This window comes from Brevundimonas sp. (genome assembly GCF_016742135.1).
Classification (GTDB): domain Bacteria; phylum Pseudomonadota; class Alphaproteobacteria; order Caulobacterales; family Caulobacteraceae; genus Brevundimonas.
The window spans coordinates 63,061-89,013 of record NZ_JACVCG010000006.1 but is presented as its reverse complement, the minus strand read 5'-3'; the positions used below and the strand labels follow the sequence as shown (position 1 = coordinate 89,013).

Genomic DNA, 25,953 nt, shown 5'->3' with positions numbered 1-25,953 from the left:
TCACATCCTTCATTCAGCGGCCAGCAGCGGCTGCGGCACCTCGGCCGGGGGGCGCACGATCCGGCTGTGGCGCGCTACAGCGAGCGTCTGCGGATAATCTGCGCGGAAGTGGCCACCCCGGCTCTCCTCGCGGGCCAAGGCCGCCTCGATCACGAGGGTGGCGGCGATGACTGGCAGGGCCTCGGGATGACGCGCCTTGATCTCCTCAATCCCGGCCAGGGCTGCCGTCAGGCCGTCCGCGTCGCGCACTACGCCGGCATGGCGATCCATGAGCGCGCGGACCCGGGCGAGGTCCGCCTCGGGCAGGTCCGCCCCTTTGATATCGATCAGCGGCGATGGCCCGGGCAGGCTTTCGGTCCGCGCCATCCGCCCGGCCCTCCGGCCAAAGGCGGCGGCCTCCAGAAGCGAGTTGGAGGCCAGCCGGTTCGCACCATGCACGCCGGTCGCCGCGCACTCGCCCACGGCATAAAGCCCCTCGATCGTCGTGCGACCATCGGCATCAGCGGCGATCCCGCCCATGTGATAGTGGGCGGCGGCCACGACCGGGATCGGCTGGCTGCGCGGGTCCAGCCCCATGCGCATACAGGCCGCATAGACCGCCGGAAACGCCGTGGGAAAGGCGGTGCCGATGGCTTGTGTCGCGTCCAGAAAAGCCCCGCGCCCGCCCCTCTCGGCGGCATGAACGGCGCGCGCCACCTGATCGCGGGGCGCCAGATCGGCACTGTCTTCCTCGCCCAGCAGGTAACGTCCCGTGCGGTCCACCAGCCGGGCCCCTTCGCCCCTCAGAGCCTCGGTCGCCAAGGGCAGGGGCGACACCAGTTCGCTGTCCGGCCCTGCCGTCGTCAGGCGGATGGCCGTCGGGTGGAACTGCACGAACTCCGGGTCCAGAATCTCGGCTCCGGCCTGCCAGGCCAGCGCCATGCCCGCCCCCTGCAGGGCTCCCGGCGTGGTGGTCCGCCCGTAAAGGCCGCCGATCCCCCCGGTCGCCAGAATGACGGCCGGCGCGATGACCCGCACCCGCCGCGCCCCGCGCGTCAGGATCGCCCCGCGCACGCGACCATCCGCGTCCCGGACCAGTCCGGTCAGGCGGGCGTCTTCCCACAGCGTCACATGGGCGCTGGCCCGGACCGCCGTGACCAGCGCCGACAGGATCGCCCGTCCGGCCCCGTCTCCCCCGACCCGTGCCACCCGCGCCCGCGAATGGGCCGCTTCCCGGCTCAGGTGATAATGGCCGTCGGCCTCCCGGTCGAAAGGCGCACCCAGCCGGTCCAGCCACTCGATCGTCTCGCGCGCCGCGTCTGTCAGGGCGCGGGCCCGCTCCGGCTCGACCAGTCCCGCACCGGCCGCCACAGTATCGTCTGCGTGCAGCCCCGAGGTGTCATCCTCCGCCAGCGCCGCCGCCATCCCGCCCTGCGCCCAGGCAGAGGCACAGGCCTCCAGCAGGGGCGCGGGCGTGGCGACGAGCACCGGGGCCGGGGCCGCCTCCAGCGCCGCTGACAATCCGGCAAGGCCGCCTCCGATGACCAGGGGGCCGTCATGACGAAGGGTTTTCATCGGCCGATCGACAGGAAGCGGCCGACCAGATCCAGGGCCCCCTCCACATCGCCGCCGGTGGGGACCAGGAAGGCCGCGGCCGTGACCCCCAGACAGGCGGTCGCCGTCACCCCGAACAGGCCGACGCTGTAGCCTGCCTCGCGCCAGCTCAGCCGCCGGCCCTCGGGCCGCCATTGTCCCCGCCTCAGGTGACCGATCAGGGCGATGGCCAGGAAGGCGGCAAAGATGAAGCTGCCGTTCGAAATGCCCCACCAGACGACCAGCGCCCCGATGGCGATCATCACGGCATACTCAACCATGGGGTGGATACGGGCCAGCACCGGGCCCAGCGCCTTGGACCCATCCAGCGGCGGCGCCGGCGCCAGATTGACCAGGTTGATGATGCCGATGGCGAACACGCCGTTCAGCCACATCGTCTGACCGGTCCCGAAATAGAGGGCGAAAAAGGGCAGGGCGGCCAGCAGGCCGAAAGCAGGCCCGGCCAGCGACACAAGCACCCCGTCCCACTCGCTCTTCGGCATGCGTTGCCCACGCGCCAGTCCGCCGAGGAAGGGGATGATATAGACCTTGGCCGGGCCCATCCCCAGCCGGTTCATGGCCAGCACATGGCCGTACTCGTGCACGAACAGGCCGACAATGGCCGCCACCGCAATCACCCAGCTGCCGCTGATCCACCAGATGAATCCGCCCAGCAACAGGGTCGACAGCACCGACCAGACCAGCCCCTGCCCCTTGTCCTCGGGGGCCGTCGTGGCGCGCGTCCCGGGGGCTGCAGCGGTTGGGGTCGGGACGGAGTCCCAGGGGCCGGGGCGGGTCGGACGGGTCGGAGGCAGGGTGTCGCTCATTTCAGCAATGTGGGCCGTGTCACGCCCAGCCACAATGCAATCAGCGTCATCAGTTTCAGGGTGCGCGGCTCGATCTTCGCCACCACCCGGGTCGGGGCCACATAGTACATCAGATCAGCTCCACATCGACATGATGGCGGGCTCGCACCAGATCATAGCGCGCGGGCTTCTCGGGCGGCGGCAGGTCGACCATCCGCTGAACTGCCAGCCGCGCGGGCTCGATCAGCGCCTCCGGCACCGTCACCTCGAACTGCATGTTCAGCAGGCAGTCGCGGATGTTCTCCAGCGTGATCCGCTTCATGTGCGGGCACAGGTTGCACGGGCCGATGAAGCGGGTGTCCGGAGAGTCCGCTGCCACGTTCGACGCCATCGAGCATTCGGTGACCATCACCACCTGCTTGGGCTTCCGCCGGGTGACATAGTCGCTCATGGCCGCCGTCGATCCGGCAAAGTCGGACGCCGCCAGCACCTCCTCGGGGCATTCCGGGTGCGCCAGGATTTCGGCCCCGGGGTAGGCGGCGCGCATCTCGGCGATGTCGGCGGCGGTGAAGCGCTCATGCACCTCGCAGCGGCCCTTCCAGGCGATGATGCCGACCGAGGTCTGGGCCGCGACATTTCGCGCCAGAAACTCGTCGGGGATCAGGATGACGCGGTCGACGCCCCATTCCTTCGCTGCCCATTCCACCACCTGCACCGCATTGGCGCTGGTGCAGCAGATGTCGGTCTCGGCCTTCACATCGGCGGTGGTGTTCACATAGGTGACCACCGGCAGGCCTGGATAGCGCGCCTTGATCAGCCGCACATCCGCCCCCGTGATCGAGGCCGCCAGCGAGCATCCGGCGCGCAGGTCCGGGATCAGCACCGTCTTGTCGGGCGACAGGATCTTCGAGGTCTCGGCCATGAAGTGCACGCCGGCCTGGACGATCACCTTCGCCTCGGACTTTGCGGCCTCCTTGGCCAGCCCCAGGCTGTCGCCGACATAGTCGCCGACGCCGTGGAAGATGTCCGGCGTCATATAGTTGTGGGCCAGGATGACGGCGTTCCGCTCGACCTTCAGCCGGTTGATCTCGACGATCAGCTCGGCCTGCGCCGGCCATTCCAGCGGCGTCACATGATCCCGAACCTTGGGCCAGATGGCAGCCGTGGCCGCCTTGGTCGCCGGGTTCAGTCCGAATGCGCCGTCTGCCATCTCACTCTCCTTTTGCTCAATCTGAGCAAATATGAGGCCTGAAACAGGACGGCGGGATCGCCCCGGCCGCCCTCCTTATGCTCACTTTCAGCATAAGTGGACACAATCTAGGCTCCTCCGACCCAATTGCAAGGGGGAAGGCGCTTCGGTCTATCGGTTGACGAGGATCAACACCTGATTGTTGGCGATCACATGGTAGACGCTACCCTCGGCTGCGGCTGGATCGGTCCCCGGCAGCGCATAAACCTGCTTACCTTCGAGATACTCAATCATGGATATCGCCCGGGGCTCCTCCGCATAGGGGGGATGGTCCGTTCGACAGTCGCGTAGTGTCATTTCCCGGACCACACAGCTGATCTCCCGTTCTGGCACCGCCGGTGGCCTGTAGGGGGGCGGTCTGTAACCGCCGCGCGGACGGTCTAGCGTCACGGTGGCCTCGGGTAACAGGTCCCGCTCATCCTCGAGTGTCCATCCGCATGCCGTGAGCACGCGATCCAGATTGGCGGACTGGGTCGGCAGGTCGAAGGTCGCACTTACGGGCGTGCGAGCGCCAGCCGCCGTCCGGACAGTATAGGCCCCGCCGCCCCGCATAAAGCGTGCCTCCCGCCCCGGGGCCGTACTGCGATACGCTCCGGCCGCTCCTGCCGAAATCCAGATCTGCTCCGCGGCGCGCCCATCCGCCCGGGTCGCTGACAGGCGCAGCATCTGCGGGCTCTCCGGCAGGCCGGTGACAACCAGCGTCAGACCTCCGCGCCTACATTGGGCCACGATCATCTGGCCGCCTTCGTACCGCGCTGCGGCGACTGTCAGTTCCTCAGCCGGGTCCTCGGCGAACTCCCAGTCATCCTCCTGGGCTGCCGCCTGTCCGGTCGAGCACAGGACGGCGCACACCGCCGCCGCAATCGCTGTCTTCATGGTCTTGCTCCCCGGCTGCCCGTCGCCAGTTCACTAGGACGATCCGTTCCCGTCAAGGGTTCGGCCCTCGTGCTGCAACAACCACTGCTTCCGCTCCAGCCCGCCCGCATAGCCGGTAAGGGTGCCGTCGCGGCCGATCACCCGGTGGCAGGGCACGATCAGGGCGATGGCATTGGCGCCATTGGCCAGCCCCACGGCGCGTACGGCGGTCGGGCGACCGATGGCCGCAGCCAGCTGGCCATAGGTGCGGGTCTGGCCATGCGGAATGGCGCGCAGCGCCTGCCACACCGCCCGCTGGAACGCCGTGCCCCCGGTCTGGACGGCCAGCCCGTGCAGCGCGGTGGCGTCTCCGGCGAAATAGGCCGCCAGTGCCGCCCGGACCGGCCCCGTCTCGCCCCCCTCCGACAGGTCGCTGCCTCCATGCCGCAGCCGCATCAGCCGGCGCATGCGCAGCTCGAAATCGGCAAAGTCCAGCGCATGGACCACGCCCTTTGCATCGGTGACGACCAGCATCTGGCCGACGGGCGACTGCACCCGGTCCAGCCAAAGCTCAGGCGCGTTTCGCATCGGGTCTCTCCTCATCGATCTTCAGATACAGGGCCGCATAGGCCCGCCACGGGCGCCAGCCTTCGGCCAGGGTTTCGGTGTCGGGATCGGGCCAGCGGTCGGCAGGCGCCACCGCACCGTCGTCCAGCACCCACAGGCCCGGCAGGCGCAGCCCGGGCCGCGCGGCCAACCTCGGCCCCAGTACGGGATCGCTGCCCAGATCTCGCATCAGGGCCTCGGGGTCATGGCCCAGGTCGAACACCCGCCGCACCCGCGCCAGCACCCGGGGCAGGGCCTCCAGCCGCTCGGCTTCGACCCGCACCCGCAAGGCATGGCCGCTGCCCGCCCGCGCTTCGACCCGCCCTGCCGTGCCGTCTTCGTCGCGGTCCAGGGCGCGCGACCAGATCCCGCCCCCGACTGTATCGCCCCGGCCCGCCAGCGCCGCCATCAGGGCATCGAGCTCATACGGCGGCCGCCAGGCGAGCGACAGCTCGACCCCCGCCCCGGCCTCCTCGCCCGCCCCGCGCCGCAGGGCCGACGGCGCACGTCCGTACAGGGCCTGAAACGTCTCATTGAAGCGCCGCACACTGCCAAAGCCCGAGGCCAGCGCCACCTCGGCCATCGGCAGGCGCGTCTGGTGCAGCAGGGCCTTGGCCAAGCGCACCCGCCGGGTCTGGGCCACCGCCACGGGCGACGCCCCCAGATGCGCCCGGAACAGACGCCTCAGGTGCCGTTCGCCGACCCCCAGCCGGCCGGCCAGACGCTCCAGATCGCCGTCGTCGAGCGCCCCCTCATCGATCATCTGCAAGGCCCGGCTGACCGTATTGGCCGTCCCGCGCCAGGCCCCGCCGGTCGCCAGCTCACCGCGCCAGGCGGAATAGTCCGGTGCCGTCTCGGGCCGGCAGCGCAGACAGGGGCGATAGCCCCGCGCCTCGGCCTCGGCGGCGCTTGCGACAAACTCCACATTGGCGAACAGCGGCGTCCGCGCCGGGCACACCGGACGGCAATAGATGCCCGTCGTTTTCACACAGGTGTGAAACCGCCCGTCGAACCGCGCGTCGCGTGCGACGACGGCGCGGTAACAGGCTTCAGCCGACAGGGGGGGCGGGGCGTCCATGCCGGAACCATGCCCCGGCCCTCATGCCCTGTCTCGCGGTTTTCGGACTTCGACCCTTCCCCGGACACATCCCTTCCGGGTGACCGTCTCTGTCAGGGTTTGAGAACCAGACCTTCGGGGGTGGCTTCAAAACCCGACAGGCGGCCGAGGAAGCTCATCCCCAGCAGGGAGTGCGGCAGGTCGGCCTGGACCACCAGGGCCGCGACGTCGCGCACCTCGACCCCCGCGACCGTCACATGGGACAGGGTGATCGAGGCGGCCTGCGCCATTCCGGACGCTGTCCGGATCGACTGGCTGTAGTCGAGAGTCTCGGGGTTCAGGCCCAGAACGCGCGCATCGGCCGGACGCAGGACCACGGCGGCGGCCCCGGTGTCGACCAGCAGGGCGATGGGTTGGTCGCCGATGCGCGCCCGGGCCCAGTAATGGCCATCGGGCCCCCGCTGTATGGGCGTGGCGGCTTCGCTGTTCCGCACCACCGGTACGGGCTGGGCCGCCGCCTGGGCGGATTTGTCGGAAAGGGCCCCAAAGCCCCAGGCCGCCAGCAGGGAGGTCCCCACCGCTGCGGCCAGAACAGCACTTCCGGAAACGCTGCCGGACATGTCGATACTCACTCGGACACCCGTGTATACGCGCCGCTTCTGCGGCAATCCTTGACCCGGTCTAGGGCATGGACGTTGGGATGCGGTGAAGCGTCATGGCTGACAAAAGGTTAGCGCGGCACCAGCCCCTGAAGCGCAGGATCGAGGCGGGTCACCCGGCCGGGTAGCGCATCCAGAATGGCCTCCCGGGTGGCGTCATCCAGGCGGCTCCATTCGGCGATCTCCTGCAGCGACCGCAGGCAGCCGAGGCAAAGACCGGAGGCGCCATCGACCGTGCAGACCTTGGTGCAGGGGGTCTTGATGGGCTTGGGAGGGCCGTCAGAGGGGGTGCGCATATGTGACATCAACCGCAAATATAATCCGGCAACAGACGAAAAAACTTGCGTCCGTCACAAAACTGTCGTTTCCTGTAAAGGACGCGAAACGACTGAGAGGGTGAAAACCCCTGTGAGCACGACGCGTCTCTTTTCATCGTTCAGCGAAAGGAGACGCCACCATGAACAGGAAAGAGAAAAACCTCCAGCATGCCATGATGTCCTTTGCCCTCTGGGGCGGGCTTCTGGTGGACACACGCAATACCAACGGGGCGGGCGACCGCGTGGTCAGCCACCCGTCGAATTTCGTGCCCTATCCGATCAAGAAGCGCCGCTGATCGCCGTCGGTGATCACCGCTTGCATCAGAAGGCCCCGGACCTGAAAAGGCCGGGGCCTTTTCGTTTGGGAGTTGCGGATGACGGCATTGATCGAGACGCGGCGCGACGGGCCGATCGTCATCTGGACCCTGAACCGGCCCGAGCGGCTGAATGCCCTGCCCGATCTGGAGGACGGCGAGGCCTTTGCCACCGCGTGTGAGGCGGTCAATGCCGATCCGGAGGTGCGGGTCGTGGTGCTGACCGGGGCAGGCCGGGCCTTTTCCGCCGGCGGCGACCTCAAGGCCATGCGTGATCGGCGCGAGCTGTTCGAGGGGCCGGGCACCGCCATCCGCGAGCGTTATCGCCGGGTAGTGCACCGGATCGTGCGCAGCCTGTACGAGCTTGAGGTGCCGATGGTTACGGCCATCAACGGGCCTGCCATGGGGCTGGGCGGAGACATCGCCGGTCTGGGCGACATCCGCATCGCCTCGGACGCGGCCAGTTTCGGGGCGCCCTTCCTGAAGCTGGGCATCCTTCCCGGAGATGGGGGCGCCTGGCTGTTGCCGCGCAATGTCGGCTATGCCCGGGCGGCCGAACTGCTGTTCACGGCCCGGTCCATCGACGCGGCCACCGCGCTGGACTGGGGGCTGGTCAACCGGGTGGTGCCCGCCGCGACCCTGATGGACAAGGCCCTGGCCCTGGCCCGCAAGATCGCTGCCCAGCCTCCGCAGGCCCTGCGCATGACCAAGGCCCTACTGCGTCAGGGCCGCGACCTGACCTTCGACCAGATTCTCGAAATGACCGCCGCCATGCAGGCCCTGGCCCATCTGACCGACGACCACGCCGAGGGCGTCGCCGCCGCGCTGGAGAAACGACCGGGCCGCTTCAGCGGGTCCTGAGCGATCAGCTAGCCCGGATCAGCCGCCGGTCGGACGCATGGCGCGGTTGGGGCCGACGCCGACTGGCACGTCGCGGGCGGCTCCGGCGGTCTCGCCCGGCTTCATGAACTTGACCAGCACGCGCTGACCGATCAGCAGGGGCGCGTCTTCATAGGCGACGACGACTTCGATGACCCGCTCGTCAGAGCGTTGCGAGGGATCGTCCGAGGACAGTTTGCGAGCCCCGAACACGGCGGCACGACGCAGCACCCGGCCGACATAGACCTTGGACGGGTCGCCCTCGGGGCTGATCTCGACGGCTTGGCCGATGGTGATGTTGGGGATGTCGGCCTCGACGATTTCGGCGCGCACAATGCGCGGGGCATCGGGCTCGAGGTCGAACATGGTCGAGACGTTCAGGGTCGAGGCGCCAGCGCCCGGATTGGCATAACGGCGCACGATCCGGCCGCTCATGGGTGCGCGGATGACCGTCAGTTCCAGATTGTATTCCGCCTCGGTCAGTCGCGCCTCGATCGTGCGGACGGACGCTTCCTGGCTGGCCAGGCGTGCTTCGGCCATGGCCACCGCGTCGCGAGCCTGATCCAGACGCTGGGCGGCGATATAGTTGCTGTCCGCCAGCTGCTGCATACGCTGATATTCGCGGCGCGCGGCGCTCAGATCGACGCGCAGGGCGGCCAGCTGGCTACGGGCCTGGGCCACCTCTGCGCGGGCGCGCTGAACGGCCAGGCGGGGTTCGTCATCTTCCTGTCTGGCCAGGATCTGGCCGGCGGTGACCAGTTCGCCTTCCTCGACATAGACGGCTTTGACCACACCACCGCGCCGGGCGGCGACCTGGATGATGCCGCCCTCGACGTCGGCCTTGCCATTGGCGACGGCCGCATAGGGACTGACGGGGGCGTTGGCGACGGCCTCGGCCATTTCAGCCTTCTTGGCCTTGTTGGCGCCCTGCATCATCGTCCAGCCAACGACGACGACGATGATGACGACAAGGCCGATCCAGAGCCATTTGTTCTTCAGGAAGGCGGGCATGACGGTCTTTCGGTCTCTGAGAGAGGGTTAATGGTGGGCGAGTGCGGCGTTCGGGTCCGGCACGCGACGCTCATCGGAAATGATGATGCCGTCCTCGATCTTGATGACGCGGTCGGCCCAGGCCTCGAGGCGCGGGTCGTGGGTGACGCAGATGACGGCGGCACCGTGTTCGGTGGCGGCGCGCCGCAGCAGCTGGATGACGATCTGGCCGTTCTCGCCGTCGAGGGCGGAGGTCGGCTCGTCGGCGAACAGGATTTGCGGATTCTTGGCGAGCGCCCGGGCGATGGCCACGCGTTGCTTCTCACCGCCGGACAGGATGGAGGGGCGCTGGTGCAGGCGGTGACCCAGCCCCACTTCCTTGAGCGTGATCATGGCCTGCTTGCGGGCAGCGGACTTGGACAGGCCCTGGAATTTCAGCACGATCTCGACCTGCTGCAGGGCCGAGAGCGCCGGGAACAGGTTGAAGCCCTGGAAGATGAAGCCGCAGTGGTCGAGACGGAATTTGTCGATCTTGCCGGACGACATCTTCCACAGATTGTCGACGTCCAGCGCACTGACCTTGCCCTCCTCGGGGCGCAGCAGGCCCGAGAGGGCGGCGATCAGCGTCGACTTGCCCGAACCGGAAGGGCCCATGACCATGGTCAGATCGCCGTGGCGGGCGTCGAAATCGACGTTCTTGAGCACGTCGATGAAGGCCTTGCCGGACTTGAACCGCTTGACCAGGCCCTTGGCCTCGATCGCGAAGTCGCCGTGCTTGCCGTGGGTCTTGGTGGCGTTCATCGCAGCAGGTCCGCCGGTTGGCTGTTCTTGAGGACGCCCATCGAGAGCAGGCCCGACAGCATGGCGATGATGATCAGTCCGCCCCCGACCACGATCAGCAGGCCAGGCGGCAGGGCGATGATGACGGCGTTCGACAGGGCAAACCACTGGACCAGCATGGTCAGGCCGATGGCGGCGGCCACGCCGACCAGACCGACCCAGAAGCTCAGTTCCATGACGATGCGGCGCAGGGATCCCATGCCGACGCCCAGCGCGCGCAGCGAGGCGAATTCCTTGATGTTGGCCATGATGGCCCCGCGCAGGGTCTGCCAGGTGATGGCCACGCCGATGATGGTGCCCAGCACCACGCAGCCGCCGATGATGATCACCAGGATGCCTTCCTCGAACATGGCACCGGCATTGGCGTCGGCCAGTTCCTGACGGGTCCAGGCCTTCCACTGGCCATCGCCCATGGCGGTCAGCTGGGCGGCGACGATCTTGGCCCGGGCGGGATCGCTGACCTTGATCATGAGCGGGCCGACGCGGGGACCTTCGTCGGACTGCCCGACCATGCGCAAGGTATCGCGCGACATCACGATGGTGGCCTGCATCATATTGGGATAGCCGCGGGTGACGCCGACCACCGTCACGGTCCGGCCGTTGTAGAGGGCACGGTCACCCAGCTTGACCCCCAGCTTGGTCAGGGCCGTTTCGTCGACCGCGACGGTGAAGGGCTGGCGCAGGGCATCGACCAGTTCCTCGGAATAGTCCTGCGGAATGGTGACGGCACCCGGCGTGGTATCGATGATGGAGGTCTGGACGAACTGCTGGCGCGGGGCCCGTGTCCTGGCCCGCTCGGCCTGCGACAGGGTGGGGTCGTAGTTCTTGATGCTCTGGAAGGTGCCGCCGGCGCCGTCCAGCGGCTTGACCTCGACCACCTCGGGGTGGCGATAGGCCAGCGGGATGAAGCGGCGCGGCACGCCCGAGGGTCCCCCGATCAGGCTGGTGGCGCCGGGCTGCATGATCATGATGTCGGCACCTGACCGCTCGATGGTCGCGGTAAAGCCCTTGCCGATGCCGATGAAGACACCGGTCATGGCCAGCACCAGCAGGCCGGACAGCGCCAGCGCCATCACGGCCGCCATATAGCGCCGCCATTCATACAGCAGTGTGGAAAGTGCAAGCGACATATGTGGTGCCAAACCCCTGACCTTGGCCCGGTTCTGAAGGTCATGAAGCGACAGGCCAAGTTAAATCGGGGTAAGGGTCGCGCCCACCCCGCATGATCGGCATGGACGACAGGCCTCCGGACGGTTTAACTCTGCGGCACGGCGGGCCCGGTGGCCCGACGTCGTCCAGGAAATACCCCCAGGAACCCCCCATGACATTCCGCCCGCTTCGCTTCGCCGCTACGGTGACCGCCTCGCTTGCCGCCCTTGGACTGGGTGCGGCCCTGACCCTGATGCCGGGCACCCCGGTGCAGGCCGACGAGGGCATGTGGACCTTCGACAACTTCCCGATCGCCCGGGTCAATGCGCAGTACGGCACCAATATCGATCAGGCCTGGCTGGACCGGGTGCGGCTGGCTTCCGTCCGCATCCAGGGCTGCTCGGCCTCCTTCGTCTCCGGCGAGGGGCTGATCCTGACGAACCACCATTGCGTGGTGTCCTGCATCCAGGAATTGTCGACCGCCGAGAATGACTATGTGCAGGACGGCTGGATGACCGCCAGCCGGGAAGAGGAAAAGGTCTGCCCCGGCCAGACGGCGGATGTGTTGATGGAGATCGTCGACGTCACCGATCGGGTGCTGGCCGCCGGTCAGGGTCTGAGCGGCCAGGCCTTCACCCAGGCCCGCACCGCCGAGATCCGGGCTATCCAGACCGAGGCCTGCGGCGGCGACGAGAAGATGAACTGCCAGGTCATCAGCTTCTATCGCGGCGGCCAGTACGCCCTCTACAAATTCCGGCGCTATGACGATGTCCGGCTGGTGTTCGCGCCCGAGTTCCAGGCGGCCTTCTTCGGCGGCGACCCCGACAATTTCAACTTCCCCCGCTATGCGCTCGATGCCGCCTTCCTGCGGGCCTATGAGGACGGCAAGCCGGCCGAGACGCCCAACCACCTGACCTGGAATCCGAACGCCCCGACCGAGGGCGAGGTGACCTTCGTCTCGGGCAATCCCGGCTCGACCCAGCGCCTGCTGACGGTGTCGCAGCTGGAGCGCCTGCGCGACCAGCAACTGCCGCTGCAGCTGATCCAGGGCTCGGAACTGCGCGGCCGCCTGCTCAACTATTCGGCCTCGGGTGAGGAGGCCAAGCGCGTTTCGGTCGATACCATCTTCGGCCTCGAGAACAGCTTCAAGGTCTGGTTCGGCCAGCAGCAGGCCCTGCTGGACCCGGCCTTCATGGCCACCAAGCGCCGCGAAGAGGCCGAGCTGCGGGCCGCCGTGGCCGCCGATCCGGCCCTGGCCCAACGCATCGGCGATCCATGGGCCGAGCTGGAAGCCGTCGATGCCGTCGCGCGCGAGCTGTTCCTGCCCTTCTATCAGCTGGAATCGCGCGCCGGCGGGGGATCCACCCTCTATGCCATCGGTCGCGCCATCTCCCGGACCGGCATTTCGCGCGCGGCACCCGGCAGCACGATGACCGAAGCCCAGTTGGCCGGCTTTGCCGACCGGGTCGGGGCCGACATCCCGATCTATGAAGGCATTGAGAAGATCCAGCTGACCTTCTGGCTGTCCAAGACCCGCGAGTATCTGACCGTCGACAATCCGGCGGTGCAGGCCCTGCTGGGCAAGGAGAGCCCCGAGGCCCTGGCCGAGCGGCTGATCGCCAACACCCGGCTGAATGATCCCGAATTCCGTCGTCAGGCCGCGATGATGACGCCCGAGCAGATGGCCGCCGCCGATCCCCTGCTGGCGCTGATCATCGCCAATAACGCCAATGCCGTGGCGGCCGCGCGCGCGTGGGAGGAGGGCGTCACGGTTCCGACCGCCCAGGCCGCCGAGCGCATCGCCCAGGCCCGGTTCGCCGTCTATGGCACCGACCAGTATCCGGACGCGACCTTCTCGCTCCGCCTCAGCTACGGCCAGGTCAAGGGCTGGAGCTATCGCGGCGTCGACGTGCCGCCCTTCACCTATATGGGCGGGCTGTTCGACCGGGCGACCGGCTCCGAGCCGTTCAATGCGGCCCCGCGGTTCCTTGCGGCCCGCGACCGGATCAACCCGAACACCGTCTATGACTTTGTCTCGACCAACGACATCATCGGCGGCAACTCGGGCTCACCGGTGATCAATGCCCGGGGCGAGGTGATCGGCGCGGCCTTCGACGGCAATATCCACTCGCTGGGGGGATCGTTCGGCTATGACGGAAACCTCAACCGCACGGTGACGGTCTCGACCGCGGCCATCACCGAGGCCCTGAGGGTCGTCTATGACCAGCCCGCCCTGCTGCGCGAGCTGGTCGTCAGCTGATCCGGACCGGAGAGTCATCCATGCGTCACCTCGCCCTTGCCGCATCGGCGGCTGTCCTCGCCCTCGCCGCCGTTCCCTCGTCCGCCGCTGCGGACGAGGGGATGTGGACCTTTGACAACTTCCCTATCGCCCGCGCCAATGCGGCCCTGGGCACGGCCATCGACCAGGCCTGGCTGGACCGGGTGCAGCGCAGTTCGGTCAAGTTCGGCGGCTGTTCGGCGGGCGTGGTCTCGGGCGAGGGACTGGTGCTGACCAACAACCACTGTGTCGCCAGCTGTGTCGCCCAGCTGTCGACCCCGGCCATCAACTATGCCGAGACCGGCTTTACCCCGGCCACGCGCGAGGAAGAGCTGCGCTGTCCGGGGGCCACGGCCGAGATCCTGATGGACATCACCGACGTCACCGCGCGCATGCAGGCGGCCGGGCGCGGCCTGAGCGGTCAGGCCTTCAATCGGGCGCGGGACGCCGAGGCAGCGGCCATCGAGGCCGAGTACTGCAAGGACCAGCCCGAACGCCGCTGTCAGGTGGTGTCCCTGTACCGGGGTGGCCAGTTCAAGCTCTACAGCTATCGTCGCTTCACCGATGTGCGCCTGGCCTTCGCGCCCGAGGATCGCGCCGCGACCTTCGGCGGGGACCTCGACAACTTCAACTTCCCCCGCTTCTCCATCGATGCGGCCTTCATCCGCCTCTATGAAAATGGACAGCCGGTCGCGACGCCGACCCATTTCACCTGGAACCCGAACCGCCCGACGGCGGGTGAGCCGGTGTTCGTCTCGGGCAGCCCCGGGGCGACCCAGCGCCTGCTGACCATGGATCAGCTGCTGACCGTCCGCGACGTTCAGCTGCCGCTGGACCAGCTGATCATGTCCGAGCTGCGCGGCCGCATGATCCGCTTCGGCGCGGAAAGCGACGAGAACGCCTTCATCGTCATGGACCCGCTGGTGGGTCTCGAGAACAGCTACAAGCGCGGTATCGGCCGCATGCGCGCCCTGATCGACGCCGATTTCATGGCGACCAAGGCCCGGCAGGAAGCCGACTTCCGGGGGCGCTCGGGCGATTGGCTGGCGGCCCATGTGGCGGCCGGCGGCGCGGACCCCTGGACCACCCTGTCCGCCGTGCAGGACGATGTCCGGCGGCTGTACCCGGCCTATGCCCTGCTGGTGGGCCGCGCGGGCGGTGGCTCCACCCTCTATGGCTGGGCCGAGACCCTCGTGCGCGCAGCCCAGGAGCGGGAGAAGCCCTCGGCCGAACGCCTGCCCGAATATGCTGACACCCGCCTCGGTGGCATCGAGTCGCGCCTCATGGCCGACCGCCCGGTCTATGCCGACCTGGAACAGCTGCGCATGGAGTGGTGGCTGTCGAAATCGCGTGAATGGCTGACGGTCGACGATCCGCGAATCCGCACCCTGCTGGGCCGTGAATCGCCCGAGGGCCTGTCGGACCGCGTCATTCGCGGCACGACCCTGGCCGACCCCGCCGTGCGCAAGGCCCTGTGGGACGGCGGCCTCCCGGCCATCATGGCTTCGGACGATCCGCTGATCCGCTATGTCCTGTCGATCCAGGACGTCACCCGGTCGGTGCGCGCCGAGTGGGAAGAGACCGTCGAGGCCCCCACCGCCCAGGCGTCCGAGGATTTGGCCGCCGCCCGTTTCGCCGCCTATGGCGACAGCGTCTATCCCGATGCGACCGGCACTCTCCGTCTGACCTGGGGCCGGGTCGAGGGCTGGACATATCAGGGCGCGATGGTTCAGCCCTTCACCACCTTCGGCGGGCTGTGGGACCGGGCGACCGGGGCCCCGCCCTTCGATGTGGCACCGAAGCTGCTGGCCGCCCGCGACCGGATCGACCCGGATACGGTGCTGAACATGTCGGTTTCGACCGACACCATCGGCGGCTCATCGGGCTCTCCCGCCATCAATGCGCGCGGCGAGATCATCGGGGCCAATTTCGATTCGACCGTGCTGACCCAGCGCAATGCCTATGGCTATGATCCCAAGGTCAACCGCAGCGTCATCGTCACCACCGGTGCCATCACCGTGGCCCTCCGCGACGTCTACGGCATGGACAGCCTGCTGGCCGAGCTGGGGGTCGAGTGAGGGGGTAGGGAACAGGCAGTAGGCAGTAGCGATGCCCTGCCGCCTGCTGCCCCGGCCCTAGAGGTGCGCCATCTTGTGCCGGGCCTTGGAGAAATACTGCCAGCCCGTCCACAGGGTGATGAGTGCGGCTGCCCAGATCAGGATGTCGGCGAACATCTGGAAGTACGGATAATAGTCGAACTCCAGACCAAAGCCGTCCCAGTTGCGCGCGAACAGCTGGGCGCCCAGCGCCACCAGCTGCAGGGTGGTCTTCCACTTGGCCAGAAGGGTGACCGGCAGTTTGACCTTGCCGGCCACCGTCTCGCGCAGGGCCGAGACGGCGAATTCGCGGAACAGGATCAGGCCGCAGGGAATGGCGATCTGCGGCACCGAGCCCGAGGTCAGCACCCCCAGGATGGCGCCCGTCACCAGCACCTTGTCGGCGATCGGATCCAGGATCGCCCCCCAGCGCGTGGTCGCATGCCAGCGCCGGGCCAGATAGCCGTCTATCCAGTCGGTCGAGGCCGCCACCACAAAGATGAAGAAGGCCGCGCGATACAGGCCGAACTGGTCCTCGGGGCTGAGATAGGACGACACGATCGGTATGCCGCCCGTGGCCCCGGCCAGGATCAGGAACATCACCACCCCGGCCGCCAGGCGGATGCCGGTCAGGATGTTGGGGATGGGATTGGCGTGAGGGTGGGGGGCTGTGTCCGACTGGGGCATGGTCATCTCCGATTGCCTCGGTGTGCCATGCTTCGCGGGCGCTGGCGAGCCGTTCAGACCGGCTGGAAGACTCCGTCTTCTCCCAGCACGCGCAGAACCCCGTCAGCGATGCCGAAATGCAGGCCGGTCAGGGTCAGCGCACCGGCCGCCTCGCGCTCGGCGATCCAGGGAAAGGTCCGCAGGTTCTGGATCGACAGCCGGACAATGGCCTCCTCACTGGCCTGGACGGCATGGTCGTGGCCACAGCTGTGCAGCGCTTCGCGCACCGCAGGCCGCCCCTGGTCGATCCAGGCCTCGACGAAATCAAGGCCCGGCGGCGGACTGTCGGAGCGCATGGCCTGGACCCCGCCGCACAGGGCGTGCCCCATGACGACGATGCGGGAGACCTTCAGCGCCTTGACCCCGAACTCCAGCGCAGCCGACACGCCGTGCAGGCCGCCGTCGGGCGCATAGGGCGGCACCAGATTGGCGACATTGCGCACCACGAACAGATCGCCCGGGGCGGCGTCAAAGATCAGCGCCGGGTCGGCCCGGCTGTCCGAACAGGCGAGGAACAGCGTGTGCGGCGTCTGTCCCGCCTGGGCCAGGGTCTCATAGGCCTGCCGCGCCTCGGGCCATTTGCGGTCGCGGAAGCGGCGGTAGCCCGCCAGCAGGGGGTCGGTCGCGGTATCGATCATGGGACGGTTCTAGCGGCGACCGAGGGAATCGCCAACCGGTCCCGTCCTCACCCCTTGCGGAAAAAGGCGTGGATGCGTTCGGCGGTCTGCTGGCTGATGCCGTCCACCTTGGCCAGGTCCACCACCTCGGCGCGTGACACCCCCTTGGCCGAGCCAAAGGCCTGCAGCAGGGCCTTCTTGCGGCCCGGGCCGATGCCCTCGATCTGGTCCAGCGGATTCTTCTTGATGTCCATCGACCGGCGGGTGGCGTGGGCACCGTTGGCGAAGCGGTGGGCCTCGTCGCGCAGCCGCTGCAGGTAATAGAGGGCCGGTGATTTCTGCGGCAGCATGAAGGGCGGCTTGCCCGGCATGAAGAAGCGCTCGCGCCCGGCGTCCCGGTCGGGGCCCTTGGCCACCCCGACCACGGTCACATCGTCGATCTCCAGCTCGTCCAGCACGCGCACGGCCTCGGCCAGTTGGCCCGCGCCGCCGTCGATCAGGATCAGGTCGGGCCGCTCGGCCGTCTGACCGGCCTCCTCGTCCTTGAGCAGGCGGGCAAAGCGACGGGTCAGCACCTCGCGCATCATGCCGTAGTCATCGCCGGGGGTCAGGTCCTGATCGCGAATGTTGAACTTGCGATACTGGTTCTTGCGATAGCCTTCGGGCCCCGCCACGATCATGCCGCCGACCGCGTTCGAACCCGAGATGTGGGCATTGTCATAGACCTCGATCCGTTCGGGCCGGGCCTCCAGACCAAAGGCCTCGGTTACCTCGTCCAGAATTTTGCCTTGGGCCGAGGTCTCGGCCAGCCGCCGCCCCAGCGCCTCGCGCGCGTTGGTCAGGGCATGGTCCACCAGGCTCAGCTTGTCGCCGCGCTTCGGAATGGCGATCTCGACCTTGTGCCCGACCTTGAGACTGAAGGCCTCCTGCAACAGTTCCAACTCCAGCGGCCGCAGATTGGTCAGGATCAGGCGCGGGACCGGCTTGTCCTCATAGAATTGCGCGAGGAAGGCCGACAGGATCTCCGTATCGCTGTCGCTCTTGTCGATACGCGGGAAATAGGCCCGCCCGCCCCAGTTCTGGCCCGCGCGATAGAAGAACACCTGCACACAGGCCTGCCCCGCGTCGGTGTGAAGGGCGAACACATCGGCCTCCGACACGCCGCCCGCCAGCCGCGAATACTCCATCGAAATGGCGGTCAGCGCCCGGATGCGGTCGCGCAGCCGCGCCGCGCGCTCATAGTCCATGGCCTCGGACGCTGCCTGCATGTCACGCGACAGCCGCCCGACCACGGCATCCGACTTGCCGTTCAGAAAGGCCGCCGCCTCGCCGACCAGCCGGTTGTAGTCCTCCAGCGAGATCAGGCCGGTGCAGGGCGCCGAACAGCGCTTGATCTGATGCAGCATGCAGGGCCGGGTGCGTCCCTCATAGACACTGTCCGAGCACGACCGCAGCAGGAAGGCCTTCTGCAGGGTCGTCAGGGTGCGATTGACCGCCCAGGTCGAGGCAAAGGGTCCGTAATAGTCACCCTTGATGGTGCGCCCGCCCCGGTGCTTGCGGATCTGGGGCGCCGGGTGGTCCCGCCGGATCATCAGCTGGGAAAAGCTCTTGTCGTCGCGCAGCAGCACATTGTAGCGCGGCTTCAGCGACTTGATGTAGGTCGCCTCCAGCAGCAGGGCCTCGGTCTCCGACGCCGTCAGCACCAGCTCCATCGACCGCGTCTGGTTGACCATCAGGGCCGTGCGCTGGCTGTGCACCCGCCCCTGCGCATACTGCAGCACGCGCTTCTTCAGCGATTTGGCCTTGCCGACGTACAGGCACGTCCCGTCCTCGCCATACATGCGATAGACACCCGGCTTGTCGGGCGCGCGCCGGGCCTCGTCGCGGATCAGGTCCGCGCCGGTCAGGGGCGGCCTTACCGTGGAGGAATCAGGGGGCAGGGCAGTCATCCGCCCCAATATAGGGTCAGCCCCCGGGTTTGATCAGCCCTTGCGGACCAGAACCACGCCGCCGATCACCATCAGGATACCGGCCACCCGCATGACGTTCATCGGCTGCTTGGGCACGCCCATGGCCCCGAAATGGTCGAGGAACAGGCTGATCAGCAGCTGCCCGGCCACCATCAGGGTAATGGTCACCGCCACCCCCAGCCGCGGCACGCCCCAGGCGGCTGCCACCACGAACACGGCACCGTACAGCCCGCCGATCCATACCCACCAGGGCAGGGCCCGCGTCGCCGCCATGTCCGGCCGGGTCTGCAGCATCAGCGCCAGCATCCCCAGCGCCACTGTGCCGACCGCAAACGAAATAAAGGCCGCATTGACCGGCGAGGCCACGGCCTCGGCCAGCCGCGCATTGGTCGGCGCCTGAAGGGCGGTGGCCCCTCCCGCCAGAACGACGGCCAGCATGGCAAGCAGTGCAGGGTTCATCCGCGCTGGCTAGCACCCGGCGGCGCGAATGGGAACGCCGCCCTCACCACCTTGGATCGGCGGGCACCCCGTCCAGATATTCTCTCAGGCGCGCGCGGCTGCCCCGGCTGAGGGCGTCGGGCAGGGCATCGGGAGGAAACCAGCCCACCTCGGCGATCTCGCCGTGCTGGCTGGCGGGGCCGGTCGTGAAGTCGCGGATCAGATAGACGGCCACGTGATCCCCCCGGAAATGGGCCTCGTTCGAATGGATCGACAACAGGGTGGCGGGCCCGGTCAGGACCAGTCCGGTTTCCTCACGCATCTCGCGCACCAGGGCCTCGTGCAGGCTCTCGCCCCGATCGACTCCGCCGCCGGGCAGCCACCAGTCGGGCAGATAGGTGTGCCGCAACAGCAGAATCCGCCCTTCGCCATCGACCGCCAGCCCGCGCACACCCAGCGTCATGCCGCGCGTCATCCGGGCCAGGGTGTGAAAGGTCGGGCGCGTGAACGGCTCGATGCGTTCGCGCCAGTTGCGGGTGGGAGAGGGGGCCATGCGGCTTGATGGCCCGGCCTGCGCCCCTTGAACAGAGGCCGGGCGCGCTTTAAGGCCAGAACCAGATTTCCGACGGGAGAATTCCATGACCGCGCTCTTCATCATCTTCGGCTTCGTCATCGTTCTGGGCGCGCTGAACGTGTTCGAGTTCGGCCGGATTGACTGACCAACCCACCTCCCTGCACGCAGCGCCAGCCGGTCGCGACCACGCCCGGGCGATCCTGCGCGGGGTCGAGGTGAATGTGCGGTGCGGCCTGCATCCGTGGGAGCGGCACCCCGAACGACCGAACCGGCTGAAGGTCGACGTCGACATGTATTCCGACTGGCCGGCGGGCGGATCCGGCTTCGTCGACTACGACCGGGTGCGCGATCACATCCTCGGCTGGTCCAGCCGGCCGCATACCGATCTGCTGGAGACCCTGCTGGCCGAACTGAGCGACCTCGTGTTCGAGGACACTGCGGTCACCGCCTGTCGCATCCGCATCGTCAAGCCGGACATCTTCGCCGAGACCGACGCGGCCGGGGTCGAGGTGTTCCGCCTGCGCCCGGCGGGCTGAGCCATGGGGCTGAACGTCCTCGTCACCGGCGGGGCGCGTCGCGTTGGCGCGGGTCTGGTCCGGTCGCTGGCCGCCGACGGCCACCGGGTGGCCCTGCACTATCGCCACAGCCGCGACGAGGCCGAGACCCTTGCCGCCGAACTCAGGGCGTCGGGCGGCCGGTGCGAGACCTTTCAGGCCGATTTGTCCAATCCCCTTGAGCGCGATGGCCTGATCCCGGAGGTGCACGCGGCTTTCGGCGGGCTGGACGTGCTGGTCAACAACGCTTCCCTGTTCTCCTATGATGTGCTGGCAGAGCTGAACGATGCCAGCTGGCAGGCGCATATTGACGCCAATCTGACGGCGCCGGTCTTTCTGATCCGGGACTTCGCGGCCACCGTGGGCGAGGCCGGCGGGGTGGTGATCAACATGCTGGACCAAAAGGTGTTCGCGCCCAATCCGGACTTCTTCTCCTATACGGCGGGCAAGATCGGGCTGGCGGGGCTGACCGCCACCCTGGCCATCGCCCTGGCGCCGTATGTACGGGTGTGCGGCGTGGCGCCGGGTCTGCTGTTGCCCAGCGGCGCGCAGGACCAGGACGACTTTGAGCGGGCATGGGCGGACGCGCCCTTGGGGCATGGCCCGAGCATTGAGGACATCGCCCGCACCGTGCGATACATCATCGCCACGCCCTCGCTGACCGGCCAGGTGCTGACGGTGGATGGCGGGGAGTCGCTGATCCGGCGGGCGCGCGACGTGGCCTTCGACGGCGTGTGATCGGGTGGACATGTTTCGCGACTTCAAAACCCTGACCCTGCCCTTCTCGACCAAGATCGTGGTCGTGGTCCTGCTGCTGATGTCGGTCGGGGCCAATCTGATCCTGTTCGGCTGGGGGTTGATGCGCGATTCCTCCAGCCTCTTGTCCTCGACCATCGAGCTGTTCGGCGTGCTGTTGCCGGTCATTCTGGTGGCGGTGGTGCTGGGGCGCGCCGATTCCGGCGTATCCGCCCTGAAGCGACGTACCGAGACCCTCTATCTGAAGGTGCTGCCACCGATCCTGGCCGGCGTGGTCGACGCGCCCGGCGACTTCTATGCCCCCGGCCCGCGCGTGCGCGCGCCAAAGGCCGAGCGCGGCGGTCGTCTGTTCGTCAACCTGGCCCGCGGTGAGTGCCACGCTGACCTGCTTCTGGCGGCCCCCTGGCGTCGCGAGGGCGATACGGTGGTCGAATGGAAGATGATGCTGGCACATCTGGAGGTGAACGTCGGTCGCGTGAACTTTGCCCTGCTGATCCCCGAGGATCGCTTGGTGCGGGGCCGCGCCGGGGGCCGGGCCCTGGACGGTCAGGCGTTCCGCGACGCCTTTCCCCACACCCTGCAGGGCGCGTCCAGGGCCGGTGCACCCGTCCAGCCCGAGAAGGCCAGTTCCGGCTACACCTTCCTCGATGAACTGATCCGTCGCCGGATACTGGGGGTCGATCATCTGGTGCTGGTGGCCAACAAATTCCTCTCGGACGAATTCCTGTGGGACAGCGCCAGTCAGCTTTATTTCGCCCAGGATCTGATGTTCATGCTACGCGCCTTCCTGACCGAGCGGCCCGATCTGTTCGTGTCGATCCCGGGACCGGCCGTTCCCGGGCCCGAGGCCTTCGCCCTGGCCCTGGCCGGCCCGCCCGCTGCCTAGACGTTCCGAGACCCGATGCCCGACATCCGCTTCACCCGCCGCTTCTCGATGGCGCATCGGCTGATCACTGATGCGGCCTCGAAATGCGCCGTGCCGCATGGCCATAATGAATTTGTCCATGTCACGCTGCGCGCCGATCGCGACATCACCTTCGGGGCGGCCAACTATGTGGCCTCGTTCGAGCAGCTGAAGGGGCGCTGGCACGGCTTCATCGACAAGGCCGTGGACCACGCCTTCCAGCTCAACCGCGCCGATCCGCTCGTCCAGTGGTTCGCGGCCCATGAGCCCGAGCGACTGCCGCGCCTGATGCTGTTCGACGGCGACCCGACCAGCGAAGCCCTGGCCATCGCCCTGCGCCGCAAGCTGGATGCCTTCCTGGCCGCCGAGGCCTCTGCCTTCCGCTGCGTCGAACTGGTGCTGGAGGAGACGCCGACCAATGCCGTGATCGTGGGGCCGGACCTGACCGACGCTGAGCGCACATGGGACCGGAACAGCTGGATGGACCGGGCCGACAACAGCCTGAACGACCTCCGGGTCGGAGAGCCCACGTGAGCGAGCCTGCCGTCGTCAGCAGCCTCACCGTCTTCGTGCGCGATCTCGTCGTCCAGGCGGGCATCGGCGTGCACGCCCATGAGCAGGGCCGCCTGCAGACCCTGGTGATCAATGTCGCGCTGGAACTGGCGCCCGGCCCGGTCGAGGCCTTGGGCGATACGCTGAACTATGAGGATGTGGCCCGCCTGTCGCGCGAGCTGGTGGCCGAAGGCCATGTCGGTCTGGTCGAAACCTTTGCCCAGCGGCTGGGCCAGCGGCTGATGGCCGATCCGGTCGTGCAGGGGGTGACGGTGCGCATCGGCAAGCCCGGCTGTCTGGCGGATGCGGCCGAGGCCGGCTGCGAGATCACCCTGTCGCGCGTCTGACAGTGGTTGCGCCCGCGCGCCTGCCCCGGCATTGTCGCCCCGAAGTGTGAGGAGCCCGATGGCCGAACCCGGCGATCCCGACCTGTTCAAGGACCAGCCCGCCCCCCGGCCCGAGGCCGACCCGGACGCCGAGGTGGGCTTTTGCTCGCCGTCATCCCTCGCGGCCCAACCGCGCGCGCCGGAACCCGGGCCTGAACCCGAGCCAGAACTCCAGCCCGCGCCCGACTCCCGCCCTGACGAGTCCGTGCCGGTGGAAGACCCCCTGAACGCCCCGCTCGTCACTCCGGTGGTCCCTCCGGCGGCGGCGCCCGCCTGGACCGCTCCGCCCCGGCGCGAGCGGGTCGACGATCTGCCCGAGCCAGAGGGCATGATGGGCCTCTATACCGTCTATGCCCTGATCCTTTTCGCCATCCCGACTTTCGGCGTCTCAGCGGTGATCGGCCTTTTGGCGGTCATGATGCGCGATGTGCCGAGCCATGCGGTCGCCGCCAGCCACCATGTCTTTCAGGTCCGCACCCTGTGGACGGCGGCCGTCGTCGCGGTGCTTGGGGTTATCCTGATCGTGGTCAACGCGGGGGTATTTGTCCTCTTCCTGCTGCTTCTGTGGGTGCTGATGCGCGGTGCCTGGGGCAGCTGGATGCTCAAGTCACGGCGGGCCATCCCCAATCCGCGCTCCTGGTGGATCTGAGCCTCCGGGGCCAAGGCTTGAAAGCTCGCGCGCCGCATCCCAGATAGGGGCCTGACGGATCCGCCGCTTCCGGGGATCCGCATTCCGGGTCGCTTCCAGGAGGGCCGATGACCACGCGTACAGTCCTGTTCGACAGCCCGTTCCTGCTGGGCTTTGACCATACCCGCAGCCTGATAGACCGCGCGGCGCGGGCGGCTTCCGAGGCCTATCCCCCCTATAATGTCGAGCAGCGGGGCGAAGCCGCCGTTCGCATCACCCTGGCCGTGGCCGGCTTTTCCCCCGACGACCTGTCGATCACGCTCGAGGGCCGCCAGCTGACCATTTCCGGCAAGCGCGAGGGCGGCGATAAGGGGGACGGCGGGAATGCCTATCTTCACCGCGGCATCGCGGCACGGGGGTTCCTCAGGACCTTCGTCCTGGCCGATGGCCTGGAGGTCGAGGAGGCTTCCCTCGAGCACGGCCTGCTGCACGTCGATCTCAAGCGCCCCGAACAGGTCGCCCAGATCCGCCGCATTCCCATCACGACCCGCTGATAGGCTGGTCTAGCCTCCGATCCCTCCGGAGCCACTTTCAGGGGTCACGCGTTGACCCTTCATACCCGCGTTTCAGGAGCTCAACTCAGGTGATGACGACCGACGACATGACGGACAAGGCCTTTGCCGATCTGGGTGCGCCCGATCTGGTCTATGTGCGTGAGGTGGCCGCGTCCGAAATCATGGACGAGGTCGCCGGCGCCGCAGACCCGGATCAACCTCCCATCCGGCTGGATCCGCGCCAGACCTTGTACGCGGTCCACAGCGCGGACGGCGAGCGTCTGGCGGTCATGGCCGACCGGGAAAGCGCCTTTGCCGCCGCCGTGGCCCACGAGCTGGAGCCCGTCTCCGTTCACTGACCCGGGACCGGGCCCTCAGGCCGCGGTCGTTTCGATCTGGCGTACCAGCAGGGCGTGGATGGTGTCGCGGCTGTCGGCCTGACGCAGGCGCTGCTGCAGTTCCGGCGAGCGGAGCGCGCGCGCGGCCGCGGCCAGCGCCCGCAGGTGTCCGGCGCCATCGCTGGGCGGTGCGAACAGGCCGAACAGGATATCGACCGGGCGATCGTCCACCGCATCAAAGGCAATGGGGGTCTCCAGCCGCACCAGAACTGCGAACAGGTGATCGACGTCCTTCAGCCGCGCATGGGGAATGGCCACGCCCGAGCCGACCCCGGTCGATCCGAGGGCCTCGCGCTCCATCAGTGCATCCATGAACGGCGAGGCGTCGGTCTGGCCCAGTACATGGGCGGCCGCCTCGGCCACGGCCTGCAGGGCCTGACGCCTGGACGAGACACTTCCGCGCAGGACAATGCCGTCCCGGCTGACCAGATCTCCGATTTCCATACTCATCCCCGAAACTACGCAACTGTGGGCCAAAGGGCGGCTGCCCTCTAGGCCCGACTTGCGGCCCCTTAAAGGCCTTATACCGACGAACCGTTTACCGAACCGTGTCCGTTCCGTGAACTTGTCCGGCGGGGGTCGACCCAGCCGATGTTGCCGTCGGGACGGCGATAGACCACGGCCACACCACCGTGCGCGGCATTCTTGAACACGACGACGGGGTAACCGGTCATGTCCAGTTCCAGCACCGCCTGGCCGACGGTCAGGGTGCGCAGTTCGGATTCGGTCTCGGCGATCACCAGACCGGCCGGGGCCTCTCCGTCCGGCTTGCCGACGTCGGCAAAGGCCTCGTCATCGGCATCGTCCAGATTGCGGAAGACCGTCATGCGCGCCACTTCGGCGGCCGCCATCTCCTGCTTCTCGGGCGACAGGCCCTTGGGCCCGGCGTGGTGATCCTTCAGGCGACGCTTGTACCGCCGGACCCGTTTTTCCAGCTTGTCCAGCGAGTCGGAAAAGGCCGCGTGCGCATCCATGCCATGCCCGGTGGTGACCAGGCTCTGACCCGAGGCCAGCCGGACCCAGCAGTCCACCTTGAACCCGGGCCCGTCCTTGGACACCACAACCTCGGCATCCTGGCCGCCGCGTTCAAAGTATTTGCCGACCCCCTCATTGAGTTCCAGGGAGATGCGCGAGCCTAACGCTTCGCCGACATCCACGTGCTTACCGCTGACTTGGACTTGCATGACACACAGAACGCGACCGAAGCCGTTCGGTGTCAACGGGCTTCA

The 25,953-nt window shown here is 67.9% G+C and carries 30 protein-coding genes; 12 read left to right on the top strand and 18 right to left on the bottom strand.

Annotated elements, in window-relative coordinates:
* Positions 1–9: 9 nt before the first annotated feature.
* From IBJ06_RS12785 to IBJ06_RS12750, 8 genes are all read right to left on the bottom strand, one after another.
* A complete protein-coding gene (locus IBJ06_RS12785; protein WP_292161007.1) occupies positions 10–1,554 on the bottom strand; it encodes an L-aspartate oxidase in 1,545 nt (514 codons plus the stop codon).
* On the bottom strand, positions 1,551–2,399 hold the full coding sequence (locus IBJ06_RS12780) for a site-2 protease family protein (protein ID WP_292161006.1): 849 nt from the start codon (positions 2,397–2,399) through the stop codon (positions 1,551–1,553). The genes IBJ06_RS12785 and IBJ06_RS12780 overlap by 4 nt, the downstream gene beginning before the upstream one ends.
* 109 nt (positions 2,400–2,508) lie before the next feature.
* Positions 2,509–3,588, bottom strand: a complete 1,080-nt coding sequence (gene nadA / locus IBJ06_RS12775; RefSeq protein WP_292161004.1) for a quinolinate synthase NadA — start codon at positions 3,586–3,588, stop codon at positions 2,509–2,511.
* A 150-nt stretch (positions 3,589–3,738) separates the two neighbouring features.
* Positions 3,739–4,503 carry a hypothetical protein gene (locus IBJ06_RS12770; RefSeq protein WP_292161002.1) on the bottom strand — a complete coding sequence of 255 codons (765 nt, stop codon included), beginning with the start codon at positions 4,501–4,503 and terminating at the stop codon, positions 3,739–3,741.
* Positions 4,504–4,536: 33 nt separating this feature from the next.
* Positions 4,537–5,070 (bottom strand): methylated-DNA--[protein]-cysteine S-methyltransferase, encoded by a 534-nt coding sequence (locus IBJ06_RS12765; protein WP_292161000.1) that lies wholly within the window; start codon positions 5,068–5,070, stop codon positions 4,537–4,539.
* Positions 5,054–6,166 carry an Ada metal-binding domain-containing protein gene (locus IBJ06_RS12760; protein ID WP_292160998.1) on the bottom strand — a complete coding sequence of 371 codons (1,113 nt, stop codon included), beginning with the start codon at positions 6,164–6,166 and terminating at the stop codon, positions 5,054–5,056. Before IBJ06_RS12760 ends, IBJ06_RS12765 begins: the two co-directional genes overlap by 17 nt.
* 92 nt (positions 6,167–6,258) lie before the next feature.
* Positions 6,259–6,765 carry a TIGR02281 family clan AA aspartic protease gene (locus tag IBJ06_RS12755; RefSeq protein ID WP_292160996.1) on the bottom strand — a complete coding sequence of 169 codons (507 nt, stop codon included), beginning with the start codon at positions 6,763–6,765 and terminating at the stop codon, positions 6,259–6,261.
* A gap of 110 nt (positions 6,766–6,875) precedes the next feature.
* Entirely contained in the window at positions 6,876–7,100 is a 225-nt protein-coding gene (locus tag IBJ06_RS12750; RefSeq protein ID WP_292160993.1) for a DUF1289 domain-containing protein, read from the bottom strand.
* 161 nt (positions 7,101–7,261) lie between these two features.
* Here IBJ06_RS12750 and IBJ06_RS12745 point away from each other — a divergent pair, with 161 nt between their 5' ends.
* Together IBJ06_RS12745 and IBJ06_RS12740 are read left to right on the top strand one after the other, a co-directional pair.
* Complete coding sequence (locus tag IBJ06_RS12745) at positions 7,262–7,417, top strand: hypothetical protein (RefSeq protein ID WP_164461983.1); 156 nt, start codon at positions 7,262–7,264, stop codon at positions 7,415–7,417.
* A 78-nt stretch (positions 7,418–7,495) separates the two neighbouring features.
* Positions 7,496–8,296: a crotonase/enoyl-CoA hydratase family protein gene (locus tag IBJ06_RS12740; RefSeq protein WP_292160990.1), complete on the top strand. Its 801-nt coding sequence runs from the start codon at positions 7,496–7,498 to the stop codon at positions 8,294–8,296.
* An 18-nt stretch (positions 8,297–8,314) separates the two neighbouring features.
* On the opposite strand, the gene IBJ06_RS12735 is transcribed toward IBJ06_RS12740, so the two are convergent.
* Genes IBJ06_RS12735 through IBJ06_RS12725 form a run of 3 tightly spaced genes read right to left on the bottom strand, consistent with a single transcriptional unit; the run spans position 8,315 to position 11,274 of the window.
* On the bottom strand, positions 8,315–9,325 hold the full coding sequence (locus IBJ06_RS12735) for an efflux RND transporter periplasmic adaptor subunit (RefSeq protein ID WP_292160988.1): 1,011 nt from the start codon (positions 9,323–9,325) through the stop codon (positions 8,315–8,317).
* Between the two features lie 27 nt (positions 9,326–9,352).
* Positions 9,353–10,105 (bottom strand): ABC transporter ATP-binding protein, encoded by a 753-nt coding sequence (locus IBJ06_RS12730; RefSeq protein WP_292160986.1) that lies wholly within the window; start codon positions 10,103–10,105, stop codon positions 9,353–9,355.
* Positions 10,102–11,274: an ABC transporter permease gene (locus tag IBJ06_RS12725; RefSeq protein WP_292160984.1), complete on the bottom strand. Its 1,173-nt coding sequence runs from the start codon at positions 11,272–11,274 to the stop codon at positions 10,102–10,104. Before IBJ06_RS12725 ends, IBJ06_RS12730 begins: the two co-directional genes overlap by 4 nt.
* A 191-nt stretch (positions 11,275–11,465) precedes the next feature.
* On the opposite strand from IBJ06_RS12725, the gene IBJ06_RS12720 reads away from it, so the two are divergent.
* Both IBJ06_RS12720 and IBJ06_RS12715 read left to right on the top strand, forming a co-directional pair.
* On the top strand, positions 11,466–13,553 hold the full coding sequence (locus IBJ06_RS12720) for a S46 family peptidase (protein ID WP_292160982.1): 2,088 nt from the start codon (positions 11,466–11,468) through the stop codon (positions 13,551–13,553).
* 20 nt (positions 13,554–13,573) lie between these two features.
* The gene (locus IBJ06_RS12715) at positions 13,574–15,649 is read left to right on the top strand and encodes a S46 family peptidase (RefSeq protein WP_292160980.1); all 2,076 of its coding nucleotides are present in this window, start codon (positions 13,574–13,576) and stop codon (positions 15,647–15,649) included.
* Between the two features lie 57 nt (positions 15,650–15,706).
* On the opposite strand, the gene pgsA is transcribed toward IBJ06_RS12715, so the two are convergent.
* The 5 genes from pgsA to IBJ06_RS12690 are packed head-to-tail and all read right to left on the bottom strand — an operon-like array spanning position 15,707 to position 19,971.
* The gene (pgsA, locus tag IBJ06_RS12710) at positions 15,707–16,360 is read right to left on the bottom strand and encodes a CDP-diacylglycerol--glycerol-3-phosphate 3-phosphatidyltransferase (protein WP_292160978.1); all 654 of its coding nucleotides are present in this window, start codon (positions 16,358–16,360) and stop codon (positions 15,707–15,709) included.
* 47 nt (positions 16,361–16,407) lie between these two features.
* Positions 16,408–17,031: a carbonic anhydrase gene (locus tag IBJ06_RS12705; RefSeq protein WP_292160976.1), complete on the bottom strand. Its 624-nt coding sequence runs from the start codon at positions 17,029–17,031 to the stop codon at positions 16,408–16,410.
* Positions 17,032–17,078: 47 nt separating this feature from the next.
* Positions 17,079–18,959 carry an excinuclease ABC subunit UvrC gene (gene uvrC / locus IBJ06_RS12700; protein ID WP_292160974.1) on the bottom strand — a complete coding sequence of 627 codons (1,881 nt, stop codon included), beginning with the start codon at positions 18,957–18,959 and terminating at the stop codon, positions 17,079–17,081.
* Positions 18,960–18,992: 33 nt separating this feature from the next.
* Entirely contained in the window at positions 18,993–19,439 is a 447-nt protein-coding gene (locus IBJ06_RS12695) for a DMT family transporter (RefSeq protein ID WP_292160971.1), read from the bottom strand.
* Positions 19,440–19,482: 43 nt separating this feature from the next.
* Positions 19,483–19,971 (bottom strand): NUDIX domain-containing protein, encoded by a 489-nt coding sequence (locus IBJ06_RS12690; protein ID WP_292160968.1) that lies wholly within the window; start codon positions 19,969–19,971, stop codon positions 19,483–19,485.
* Between the two features lie 158 nt (positions 19,972–20,129).
* On the opposite strand from IBJ06_RS12690, the gene IBJ06_RS12685 reads away from it, so the two are divergent.
* The 8 genes from IBJ06_RS12685 to IBJ06_RS12650 all read left to right on the top strand — a co-directional run bounded on the left by IBJ06_RS12685 (position 20,130) and on the right by IBJ06_RS12650 (position 24,685).
* The gene (locus tag IBJ06_RS12685; protein ID WP_292160964.1) at positions 20,130–20,528 is read left to right on the top strand and encodes a dihydroneopterin aldolase; all 399 of its coding nucleotides are present in this window, start codon (positions 20,130–20,132) and stop codon (positions 20,526–20,528) included.
* A gap of 3 nt (positions 20,529–20,531) precedes the next feature.
* A complete protein-coding gene (locus tag IBJ06_RS12680; RefSeq protein ID WP_292160962.1) occupies positions 20,532–21,284 on the top strand; it encodes an SDR family oxidoreductase in 753 nt (250 codons plus the stop codon).
* A 10-nt stretch (positions 21,285–21,294) separates the two neighbouring features.
* Positions 21,295–22,188 carry a hypothetical protein gene (locus IBJ06_RS12675; protein WP_292160960.1) on the top strand — a complete coding sequence of 298 codons (894 nt, stop codon included), beginning with the start codon at positions 21,295–21,297 and terminating at the stop codon, positions 22,186–22,188.
* 15 nt (positions 22,189–22,203) lie between these two features.
* The gene (locus tag IBJ06_RS12670) at positions 22,204–22,740 is read left to right on the top strand and encodes a 6-carboxytetrahydropterin synthase (RefSeq protein ID WP_292160958.1); all 537 of its coding nucleotides are present in this window, start codon (positions 22,204–22,206) and stop codon (positions 22,738–22,740) included.
* Positions 22,737–23,105 carry a dihydroneopterin aldolase gene (locus tag IBJ06_RS12665; RefSeq protein ID WP_292160957.1) on the top strand — a complete coding sequence of 123 codons (369 nt, stop codon included), beginning with the start codon at positions 22,737–22,739 and terminating at the stop codon, positions 23,103–23,105. The genes IBJ06_RS12670 and IBJ06_RS12665 overlap by 4 nt, the downstream gene beginning before the upstream one ends.
* A gap of 58 nt (positions 23,106–23,163) precedes the next feature.
* Complete coding sequence (locus IBJ06_RS12660; RefSeq protein ID WP_292160955.1) at positions 23,164–23,793, top strand: hypothetical protein; 630 nt, start codon at positions 23,164–23,166, stop codon at positions 23,791–23,793.
* Positions 23,794–23,900: 107 nt separating this feature from the next.
* Positions 23,901–24,326 (top strand): Hsp20 family protein, encoded by a 426-nt coding sequence (locus tag IBJ06_RS12655; RefSeq protein ID WP_292160953.1) that lies wholly within the window; start codon positions 23,901–23,903, stop codon positions 24,324–24,326.
* A 92-nt stretch (positions 24,327–24,418) separates the two neighbouring features.
* Positions 24,419–24,685, top strand: coding sequence for a DUF1150 family protein (locus IBJ06_RS12650; RefSeq protein ID WP_292160951.1), 267 nt, complete (start codon positions 24,419–24,421; stop codon positions 24,683–24,685).
* Positions 24,686–24,700: 15 nt separating this feature from the next.
* Here the strand turns inward: IBJ06_RS12650 and IBJ06_RS12645 are convergent, their stop codons facing one another.
* Together IBJ06_RS12645 and raiA are read right to left on the bottom strand one after the other, a co-directional pair.
* On the bottom strand, positions 24,701–25,168 hold the full coding sequence (locus IBJ06_RS12645; RefSeq protein ID WP_292160950.1) for a PTS sugar transporter subunit IIA: 468 nt from the start codon (positions 25,166–25,168) through the stop codon (positions 24,701–24,703).
* Between the two features lie 77 nt (positions 25,169–25,245).
* Positions 25,246–25,908 carry a ribosome-associated translation inhibitor RaiA gene (raiA, locus tag IBJ06_RS12640; protein WP_292160948.1) on the bottom strand — a complete coding sequence of 221 codons (663 nt, stop codon included), beginning with the start codon at positions 25,906–25,908 and terminating at the stop codon, positions 25,246–25,248.
* Positions 25,909–25,953 lie beyond the last annotated feature (45 nt).